The following is a 9,591-nucleotide window of genomic DNA, read 5'->3' as shown; positions in this document are numbered from 1 at the left end:
GACTTTTTGGTTCAGGCTTTAGAAATCGGGGCCGAGCGCGTTCTTGACCTCGGCCGGCGTTCGGCTATAGCGCTTCTCGAGCGAGGTGATGGTCCAGCCCTTGCGGCGCAGCTTGCGCATTTCCTGCACCTCATTGGCGGTCATAGGTGGCGCCAGGAGAGCACGCTGGACAGGCGAGAGTGTCGTATCGCTAAGCATGATGAGTTCCCCGACTATCTTGCGGCGGACAAAACGGGACTGTTACCGACTGGGGAACCAACTGGGACGCTTAGGTTCGACGGGTGTTGCCCGCCTTCTTACTCACCGGATTGACCGATCTGAAGGAGCCGTACTTCGCCATCAAATGCAGGTCTTCGGCATGATCGAGCAGCGCCATCTCAAAGATTGAAATGATGCCGCGTGCGGCTTCTGGATCGGTTCTGGCGATGCAGCCTAAAAAGAAGGGAAAGAAGTTTTGCGCCGGACAGCCGGCCTTTGTGGTTGCCCTGCCTTGCAACGCCGCTCCCGACAATTGCGCATCAATCGCCGCCTTCAGGCGATCGAAAGGCTCAAGGTTCGGAATGTTGCCAGCGCGATCCATCCCTCGTCGCTAAGTTTGTTCGCGACTAAAGTCTAGCCCTGCTTGACTTCCGACTCGAAGTTTTTTGCTGCCAACGCTTCAAACATCGCCGCCGTGACCAGAACGCCCCAGCCCAACAGGATCTTCAGTGCCTCATCGAGACCGTAGGCGGTGGCGAGGATCGCACCCTGTTTTGCAAGAGCGGCCTGGAATTTTACTTGCGTCGGCTGCAAGCGCCCCTTCTCGGTCTTGAGCTCGAGGCCATAGAGCTGGCCTCGAAAGAAGAGGAGAAGATCAGGAACGCCGGAGACGACGCCCTGATCCTTCAATTGGCGGCCGGTGATGCGATCGCGAACGCCGCCGTTCGGCGTATGCCAGTAGACGACACCCGGCTTGGCGCGATGGTGCAAATGATCGAGCAGCGTCTTCTGGATCTGCGCCTCGGTGAGCTTTGGCAGCGGCACCTTCGGCGCCTTGGTGAGCTTGCGTGTGCGAAACCTCATCGTGGCGACGTCTTTCCATCATAGTTGGTGACCGAGATCACCTCATAGCCAAGTTTCTTCGTCGCCCGCTCGATCATGGCGCGATGTTGCGGGTCGCCGTAGTCGTAGATCTCGGTGACGAGACCCTGGCGGGAAAACTCCATCACCTCCGGCACCAGGTAGACCACCTGGATCAGCTTCTTCTCGTTCCTGTGCGATGTTCGCAGCGGCCATTCAGCTAGCCCCTCGCGGCTCGTCATCTCGTGCTTCCTTCATTGGTTTTCGACCCTGACTGAACGCTACGAGCACTGACTGATTACGCGGACGCATTATCGCGACATGGCGGGCTTCGAGCGCGCCGAGCGACGCGCCGAGAGAATGGTCGGACGGGCTTCGCCTGGGGTCAGGCCACAGGCGCGCGCGGCGGCGAGCATGTGGTGCTCGACCTCGCTGTCGGGGATGTGGCCCTCATCGGCGATGCGGAAAGCAATGAAGGCCTGCTGATTGAGCGTGTGGTTGCGGTGGCCGCACTCCGGCGACAGCGCCGCGACGATGCGGGCTCGGTCCATGATGCGCTCGATCGCCGGCCGGCCAAGGCGCTTCGGACGATCGGCGGCATACTCCTCGTACTTCAGACCCTGCTTGGCGAGCTCGACCTCCTTCAAGCGGCGGATGATCCACATCGGCATCGGCGGCATGAAGGTCGTCTCTGGGGGCCGGATCCAGGTGTAGGCGTTGCCGGACTTGTGCATCGACGGCGGCAGCACGCACTGGCCGCCATCGCCGCGCAGGTCGACCTTGGGGCCGATGACGGACGCCACGGTTTTAATGCCCGGCGCCCACTTGTAGTAGAGGTGGCGACCGCCCGAGCCCGAGCGGGCTTCGACGGTCTGCGGCAGGCGGTAGTTGTTGGCGGCAAGCACCGAGATGGTATTCTCGCCTTCGGCGCCGTCGATGTCGACGGCGATGACGCCGGACGGCCTGCCGGTCGCTACCGCGAGATTGGCGTCGGGATAGCTCTCCGACCAGGCGTCGATCTGATCGGAGTTGGTGGTCGCATCGAGCACCCCGTTGCCGCCGAGCTTTTTCGGAATGCGCGGATGCTTGCCCGGACGCGGGCACTCGTCCCAGCCGCATGTGCAGCGCGGAATAACCTCGCCCGTCCGCATGTCCGTCTCGAAGACGAGCGAGTGCACTGGAAAGACCGCCCAGCCGAGTTGCAGATAAGCTTGCGCCTTGTCGCGAAACTCCATCGTCAGCCTCCGAGCTCGGCGGCGATGGCGTCCATCGTCAGCGGCAGGATGCGGCTCGAGGTTTGCAACTCGTCGCGCAGCTTGACGTTCGACAACGAGATCGTCGACAGATCGCAGCCCAAGGCCAGGGCGAGGTCAGGGAGCGGGATTTCGGCCCAGACGTAGGTCAATAGGCAGGCAACCTGTCGCGCCCGTCGGCCGACCGCTGTCGAGCCGTAGAAGATCTCAGCCCGTGATATCCCGAAAACACGCGCCGAGGCGCCAAAAATGAACTCGATGCGCTGGTCCTTGCCGGTCTGCGGCGGCCGCATCTCGGCAATGAACGCCGGAGCGCTAGGCACATGAAAATCATAGATTTTTTTGGCCTTCGGCGACGGTTTGAAGCGTTCTGAACGGCCTTCCGGCGACATTTCACGTGAAACAAGTTGCGTAGGCCGCTTTACTTCCTGATGGTCAAGCATCGCTTACCTCACTGGATGTCCCAAGACGGTTTTACCGGCAGTCTGTAGCCGTTGTCGAAGTCCTCCGGCGTTTTTTGCCCGGCCTTGATCAGCGCGGCGGTGGCGATGCGGCGGCGCTCGACCGGGTCGTCGGTCTTCGCTAGCGCCGCACTGAGGGCATCGCGTTCCGCCTCCGAGCTGGTCTTGATGCGGAAGAACCGGCCCTGGAGTTCATCGAGGTAGTCGACCGAGAGACGGAACTGCACGTACTCCTCGTGGTTGACACGCCGCTTTGCCGCCAGCTTCACCGCCTCGATGACTTCGGCTGGCAGCGGAAAGCGTACCTCGCGGCGATCGCGCATCAGGATTTTGGCGGCGCTGCGGATGTCGCGCGGATCAAAGTCCTCGCCGAGCGCAACGACGTAGTGCTCGCCGAACGACCGGGGGTCGGCGCCTTCCGGCAATTCCGGCCGAAACATCGTCTTCAGAAGCTCGACAAGCTCCAGGACCGGCTGCCGGCAAAGGCTCTTTTTGCCTGATATTGCAAGCATTTTACTTCTCCTCACTGCCGTAGATGTTACGCATGGCCTGGTCCAGGTCACCGGTGATGGGTACGGCCTGGCGCTTGCTCCAGGAGGCGGCCTTGACCTTCGACTGGTGTTCCTCCGCGACCTTCGAGCGGATCAGCTGCTGAACCTCGCGATTGCCGGCGCCGCTGCGGCGGAAACGGGCGATTTCGCCCGCCACCAGATCGCAGGCGGCGTCGATGTTGGCCTTTGGGTACGAGGCAGCCAGCTCGTCGCGGAAAGCACCGTGGACGCGAAGCGCCCCCGACGCCGAAACCGTGAAGACATTCGGGTCCCAGGCCTCTGGCTGCGGCTGGGCGCCCTGCACGGCCAAGGCGCGCCCCTGAGGCCGTTGCGGCTCGCGGGTGGTGGCCAAGGTCATGTCGGCCGAGAGACCGGCGTCACGCGCCTCGACAGCCCGACGGCGCTGCGCGTAGCTCACAACCGACCGGCCGAACCATTTCCACGAGCCGATACGGCCACCATGCTTGTCGACCTCAGTGGCGGCCACATGCCGGAGGGCGGGCAAAATATCGAGGTTCCAATCGGCGCCATCGGCGATCCAGCCCTCGACGTCGGCCATCACCGCCAGTGACGGACTGGTCACGGCCAACAGCGGGCCAGCAGCTTCACGCAGCGCCGCTTCCATCGCGGTCCACTCGGCGACCGAGTAGCTCCCCCGGCGTCGGCCAGGTTGCAGCAGCAGCAAGCTGTCTTCGCGCGCAGCTTCAGTAACAGAGCTAGCTGCTAGTGTAAGATTGGTAGACCTAGAACCTATGTATCTATTGGACTCAGTAAGGTTAGTCCCCCCCTGGGAGGGGGTTATCGCTTCGTTCACCCCCGGTGAGTGGGGGTGGTTGGGCTCCAAAGCCCCCCTTTGAACGGGGGTGGTTGAACGGTGTCCGTTGGAAAGCCCCCGTTGAACAGGGGTTATTGAGCGGGGTTGACTGTCATCGGCGTCGAAAATTCCCCGTTCAACGGGGGTGGTTGAAAAGGGGTCTTCCAACGGGAGTGGCTCCTGACCTTTGCTCCACTCCCGTTCAACAGCCCCTATTCCGCGGTTTCGTTGTTTGAGGGGAAGGGCGGCGAATTTCCTCGCCTTGTGGGCTTCGGCTTCGCTGACCACGAGGCGCATGACCGCCTCGGGCAGAATTTGATAGATGTTCTTGCGTCCCGACTTGCGCTTGGTGATGACGCCGAAAGGAGCCGCCTCCAGCGAGCGGATGGCGGCGTGGATGGTCTCCTCCTTGCGGATCTTGGCGTACTTCTGCAGCGTCGAGGCGGAGGGGTAGGCATTGCCGTAGTTCTTGTCGGAGCGGCAGATCAGGCCAATCATGATCAGCGCCTGCGTCTGGCTGTAGGCCATGCTGTCGAGGACGGCGTCGATGGCCTGCCACTTGCTGAACAGCTGCTGGCCGGTGATGACCACGCCATTGGTCCGGGAAACCAGGGCGGCGCACTCGTCGTAGGCCTGTGGGGCGTCCTCGTAGGCCGTCAGAGGGACCTCCGGGCGCTCGTCGAGCTCCAGGGCCTCAGGAGCACCTTTGGCGGGCTTTGGCGATTGTCGGGTCATCGGGTGCCTCGTCTGTATGGACTGGATTTCTGCGGCCATCATGTTCGTTGCTTCTCCGCTTTGGTTTTTGCTGGCTTCAACCGACGCGTACGCACCTTTGGGGTCTTCAAGCCGAGGACGATCTTGCGGATCTCGCTCAGGGCCTGGGCGCCGGAGATGTCGGGGCGATCGAGGACCGCCTTCAGCTTCTTCTCGGCTGCCAGCATTTCCTTCAGAGAAAGGTTCTCGAAGCCGATTGCGAGCTTGGCCGGGTGAGACGTGGCGCGTTTCCTGGCGAGAACATTGGTCATGCGTCGTCCTCTTCGATGAGCTCGTAGCGTTCAGGCACGATCGACACCTGCCGGATGATGCCGAGGCGGGTGGCGATGGCGAGCAGCGACTTCCACTGCGATTGGGTGACGCCGAATTGATTGGGGCGGCCAGCGAGCGCCTTCGCCTCCAGGTTGCTCATGAAACTGGCCTCCCAAGGGGAGAGTGGCGGGTGCCTGTTGAAAACCCCCATCACGACGTCGAAAGCGATAACGCCCGCCCAGGTCCGAAACCGGGGGTTGCCGTCGGGCCCCAGTGGATGACGGCGGTCCTCGGCTTCCAGGTTGTAGATCGGCCGAGACTGTTCAAAAGACCGGCCGGCGCGCGACCGAGACTTTGGCGGAGCCTTGCGGCCGTTCTCCCAGAAGGTATTTGAGGCTTTCTGGGGCTTCGAATACGGGTTCTCGAAAGTCTCGGTCGCCCGTTTTACGGGCTGGACGAGAGCTACAAAAGTCTCGGTATGCGAGACTATATCGGACCACGTCAAACCGGCGCTTTTGAGCATCTCGGACGCCATCAGGGCGGCGGTGGCGCGCTCCCCTTCCGCCGGTGACGCCAGCATCCCGCACAGCTTCTCGAAGCGTTGCAGGTCGAACCGAAGTTGTGCACGCGCGGCGCGGTTGTGGGGATAAGTTTCCGCCGTCATGCCCAGCCTCCGAAGCCGCTGTCACGAACGACGTTGCAATCGATGCGGCAGAAGTATTCGGCCGAGCCGACCATGCCAGCGCGCTGCTTGGCGATGTTCAGCTCCATCTTGTATTTGCACTTCTCGAGCGCCTCGAGCCGGGCATTCTCCTGCTCGGCGTCGTCATAGTGGGCGCGCTCGAGATAGTAACTTTCCCGGTAGGCAAACAGCACCAGGTCGGCGTCCTGCTCGATGTTGCCGCTGTCACGGAGATCTTGCAGCTGGGGACGCTTGTCGTCGCGGCTCTCGACTCCACGGGAGAGCTGGTGCAGCGCCATGACGTGGACGTTCAGGTTCTTGGCGAGCTGCTTCAGGCCGTTGGAGATTTCACCGACCTCGTTGACCTTCTGTCCGGCGTAGCGGTTGGTTGCCGACACAAGTCCAAGATAGTCGACGACGACGAAGTCGAGGTCGCGGCCATGGTTCTGATACTGCGCCTTGAGCTTCCTGCAGAGCGAGCCGATCTCGGCGATGGTCAGGCCGGGGCGCTGCTCGATATAGAGCGGATAGGTCTTGAGCCGGTCCTGAGCGTCGCGCAGGCGGGCGAGCTCGCGGGCCCCGATGCGACGGTCCTCGGGCTTGGCGAGTTTATCGGTACGGAAGAGCGTGTAGGGGATCGGAAAGTCGGTCGAGAAGGCGTCCGAGACGAGGCAGCGCTCGGCGACCGGGATGCCGCCCATTTCCATCGATACCATCAGCGTGCCGAAGCCACGCTTGGCGACGTTCATCATCAGCTGGGCGCCGACGGTGGTTTTGCCGGAGCCGGGACGGCCGCCAACGATCGACAGGTCGCCGCGATAGAGGCCGCCGGTCATGGCGTCGAGCTCTTTGAGCCCCGTCGGCAGGCCGCGCGGCGCGTTCTCGTCGAGGAAGAGCTCGATGGCGTCCTTGGCGTACTTGCCGAGGTAGGCGCCGGAGTCGTCGGCGCCGCGCGCCTTCATCAGGGCGTTGTCGATCTCATTCAGCGCCTTGGCGGCGACGTCGGTGATGACCGGGTCGGGCGCGAGGGCGTTATGACCCAGATCCTTGGCGGCCTTGGCGAGCAGGCGTTGCGCCGAATAGCGGCGGAGCTCGTTGACGTAGGCGTCGAGCGTTTCGTCGGGCGGCAGGTTGTGACCGGAGTAGGAGGCGACGAGGAGATCGAGGTGATCGCGGGCCGCCATGTCGCCGACCTTGCGCTCGGCAAAGACCGGCGCCAGCGTCACGAGATCGGCGCGGCGGTCCTGGGCGCCGAGATCGCGCATCGCCTTCCAGCAGTCGGCATAGAGCGGATCGAAGAAGTCGATGCCCTCAAGCAAGCCGGAAATGCGGTGGAAAGCCTTGGGAGAACCGAGGCAGGCGCCGACGATGGCGCCCTCGGCTTCGGCGTTGTGCGGCTCGAGGGAGCGTGGCTGGAATGGTGCGAAGGTGCCGTCGGCCAAGAGAATTTCCCCATCTGCTCAAGCCGGGCCCGATGCCTGGCCGTCACCGTCACGCACACGCTGCACGCCACTGGAGAAATTCAGCCGGGTTCATCCCCAGCCCGCTTGAGCACCGACTCGATTTGCGCGTCTCGCCATTGCGAGAGGTCAAGCAAGCTGATACTCATGGTGCGTTCCCGTGATGCTGTTTCCGTTGGACTGGATTTCCAGCGTCTAGGGGGTTCTCCTAAATTCGCGACTTGGCCCGGTTGCTCGCAAGAGTGACCGGGTTAAACTTTTGCCCGAAAACACAGGCAAAAGCGCGAACCTTACGCACGTTTACTGGAAGGAAGGAGCCCCTTTCGTCGCTTGCGTAGCCGGGGCCCGAGCTACGCCATCGCACCGTCGATTAAGGCTGCTGGAACGATGTGGCCAAGCGGCCAAGAAGGTTTCAGCAAATTTAACTCGCCGAAACTGACATGCCCTCGCATCGCTTCGCAATGGGCTTGCCAGGAGTTCTAGGATCGTTCCGCCGCAATCGGGTCGACCCGTGTCCCAATTGCCTCTCCTGATGCAACTCGAACCGGAGACCGGAGGGTGTGGATCAAATCCAGGGAGCCCTGATGGTTGCGGAACGGGAGACTGGCGGACGCCTTACGCTAGTGCTTGGGTCGGAAGTCAGATCCTCGGAAGACTGTACGCGGCTCAGACATTGGGGATGTCGCCGGTTGCTCCAGGCTTCCGAGGCCGTGTGAGCATGTGGAAGTTTCTCCCTCTTCCTACGGCGGCCGTGAACGGCTGCCGGGCTCATGCGATTTGCGAGTTTTCACTGTCATTCAATCATCCTGGTGAAACGCTCACTCACTCCAACGCGAACAGACGCGAACCAACGCAACGCACGTGCCCGCTCGGCGCAAACAGAAAAGCGCCGGCGGGTCAGGCGGCGTCGGCGAACCTGTCCTTCACCGCGTCGGCGGCCGTAATCATGGGATCATTGCCAAGGAGCTGCAGGCCAACCGGTGTCAGCTTGAAACCCTTGTAGCTCTTCTGTCCCGTCGAGCCGGTGAACTCCGTCACGCCCAGCGCCTCAGGCAGAAGCATGAGTTGCTGGCGGAAGGCTTTCGAGCTCAGCGGGTTCTTGTCACCGATGGCCTGCAGATATGCGGCGTACGCATCGCCCTGATGTACTGCAAAGCCAGGGTTGAAAACGCAGCACCGATCGGCAAATCCCTTGATGTCGTTGTTCTTCAGAAGCGCAATCGGCTTCGGCTTGGCGACGGAAATCTCCGTCGCTGCAGCCTCCAGCCTTTTGACCGCCTTCTTGGTTTCGATACGCGCGTTGTCGTTGGAGATCTTCTCGACGGCCAACGGCATGTCGCTCGCGCGATCGACGAGGCCGGCGATGGCCTTCTTGACGGCAACGCTGTCTGCCTTCTTGTAGAACCAGGCGAAGGGCAGGAACAAATTCAAGCTCTGCAGCACCAGCATGAGCACGACGACGAGTGCATCCTGGCCGTCCTGGTTGGTGATGTAATGCTCCTTGCCCCAGCCCTTCCAATCAACGAAGCGATTGTAGGAGCGCACCCAGAAGCCGGCGCCGGGATTGACCTCGCCGATCGTGGTCACCCAGGCCTTGGAGGCGCGAATGACTTCGAGCCGCGCCTGATCCTTTTCGACCTGCGGCGCGAGCTCGATGGCATTGGCAAGTTCGGAGCGCAGCGAGAGAACATCGCGGCACTGATCGTAATGCGGACTCTTCGCCGCCGTGCAGTTCTTCGTCAGCATGCCGAGCGAGCGTTCGGCGCGGTCGCCTTTAACGGGCGACGCCAGTGCTTCCGTGATTTCGCCTTCGATGGTGCCGCGCGGGCGAAGGCTGCCGGCCTTGGCAAGGCGATCCTCGATCTCGGATTTTTCCTTGGCGGTATCCATCGACACCGTGACGTCGCCAGCGAGGCGCGCCGATTTCCCGGAGTAGTTGGTGTTGTAGTAGGTCATCTCGTTGGTGATCGAGACGACGAGCGCCATGACCGTTAGAAAGCCCATGGCGATGGCGGAGGGCCAGAAGCCGTCACGCCAGGCGGAGCGCGTCTTGATCAGGCCGCAAGCCTTGACCATGACGCACCCGCCGGCGATCAGACACTGGTTCCAGATCGAGAGCTGGTTGTCCATGACGGCGGAGACGCCGTAGAGATCGGCCATGAACGACGCCGACAGAAAAACAAGGATCAACGCGCTGCCGATCGCAGCGTCGCCTCCCCGCAGAATTTCATCTTTGGTTGGCATTTGGCAAAGTCCCCTCGTGAGCGGGACGCCGTTGCGCACCG

General features: G+C 62.2%; 12 protein-coding genes. All 12 read right to left on the bottom strand.

Annotation, left to right across the window (positions count from 1 at the left end; translation table 11 throughout):
* Nucleotides 1-18 precede the first annotated feature (18 nt).
* The 12 genes from K2Q04_RS16705 to K2Q04_RS16650 all read right to left on the bottom strand — a co-directional run bounded on the left by K2Q04_RS16705 (nucleotide 19) and on the right by K2Q04_RS16650 (nucleotide 9,550).
* Nucleotides 19-198 carry a hypothetical protein gene (locus K2Q04_RS16705; protein WP_291165830.1) on the bottom strand — a complete coding sequence of 60 codons (180 nt, stop codon included), beginning with the start codon at nucleotides 196-198 and terminating at the stop codon, nucleotides 19-21.
* A 70-nt stretch (nucleotides 199-268) separates the two neighbouring features.
* The gene (locus tag K2Q04_RS16700; RefSeq protein ID WP_291165829.1) at nucleotides 269-580 is read right to left on the bottom strand and encodes a hypothetical protein; all 312 of its coding nucleotides are present in this window, start codon (nucleotides 578-580) and stop codon (nucleotides 269-271) included.
* 32 nt (nucleotides 581-612) lie between these two features.
* A complete protein-coding gene (locus K2Q04_RS16695; RefSeq protein WP_291165828.1) occupies nucleotides 613-1,062 on the bottom strand; it encodes a VRR-NUC domain-containing protein in 450 nt (149 codons plus the stop codon).
* A complete protein-coding gene (locus tag K2Q04_RS16690) occupies nucleotides 1,059-1,301 on the bottom strand; it encodes a hypothetical protein (RefSeq protein WP_291165827.1) in 243 nt (80 codons plus the stop codon). Before K2Q04_RS16690 ends, K2Q04_RS16695 begins: the two co-directional genes overlap by 4 nt.
* Nucleotides 1,302-1,370: 69 nt before the next feature.
* Entirely contained in the window at nucleotides 1,371-2,294 is a 924-nt protein-coding gene (locus K2Q04_RS16685) for a bifunctional DNA primase/polymerase (RefSeq protein WP_291165826.1), read from the bottom strand.
* 2 nt (nucleotides 2,295-2,296) lie between these two features.
* Nucleotides 2,297-2,755: a hypothetical protein gene (locus K2Q04_RS16680; protein ID WP_291165825.1), complete on the bottom strand. Its 459-nt coding sequence runs from the start codon at nucleotides 2,753-2,755 to the stop codon at nucleotides 2,297-2,299.
* A gap of 8 nt (nucleotides 2,756-2,763) precedes the next feature.
* A complete protein-coding gene (locus K2Q04_RS16675) occupies nucleotides 2,764-3,285 on the bottom strand; it encodes a hypothetical protein (protein ID WP_291165824.1) in 522 nt (173 codons plus the stop codon).
* A gap of 1 nt (nucleotide 3,286) precedes the next feature.
* Nucleotides 3,287-4,915, bottom strand: a complete 1,629-nt coding sequence (locus tag K2Q04_RS16670) for a hypothetical protein (RefSeq protein ID WP_291165823.1) — start codon at nucleotides 4,913-4,915, stop codon at nucleotides 3,287-3,289.
* The gene (locus tag K2Q04_RS16665; RefSeq protein ID WP_291165822.1) at nucleotides 4,912-5,163 is read right to left on the bottom strand and encodes a hypothetical protein; all 252 of its coding nucleotides are present in this window, start codon (nucleotides 5,161-5,163) and stop codon (nucleotides 4,912-4,914) included. Before K2Q04_RS16665 ends, K2Q04_RS16670 begins: the two co-directional genes overlap by 4 nt.
* Entirely contained in the window at nucleotides 5,160-5,828 is a 669-nt protein-coding gene (locus tag K2Q04_RS16660; protein ID WP_291165821.1) for a hypothetical protein, read from the bottom strand. Before K2Q04_RS16660 ends, K2Q04_RS16665 begins: the two co-directional genes overlap by 4 nt.
* Nucleotides 5,825-7,288 carry a DnaB-like helicase C-terminal domain-containing protein gene (locus tag K2Q04_RS16655; protein ID WP_291165820.1) on the bottom strand — a complete coding sequence of 488 codons (1,464 nt, stop codon included), beginning with the start codon at nucleotides 7,286-7,288 and terminating at the stop codon, nucleotides 5,825-5,827. The genes K2Q04_RS16660 and K2Q04_RS16655 overlap by 4 nt, the downstream gene beginning before the upstream one ends.
* Before the next feature lie 915 nt (nucleotides 7,289-8,203).
* Nucleotides 8,204-9,550 carry a hypothetical protein gene (locus K2Q04_RS16650; protein ID WP_291165819.1) on the bottom strand — a complete coding sequence of 449 codons (1,347 nt, stop codon included), beginning with the start codon at nucleotides 9,548-9,550 and terminating at the stop codon, nucleotides 8,204-8,206.
* Nucleotides 9,551-9,591: the final 41 nt, after the last annotated feature.

Source organism: Hyphomicrobium sp., assembly GCF_019753045.1.
Taxonomy (GTDB): Bacteria; Pseudomonadota; Alphaproteobacteria; order Rhizobiales; family Hyphomicrobiaceae; genus Hyphomicrobium_B.
The sequence above is the reverse complement of the archived record's forward strand: the minus strand, read 5'-3'. Positions and strand labels throughout refer to the sequence as shown.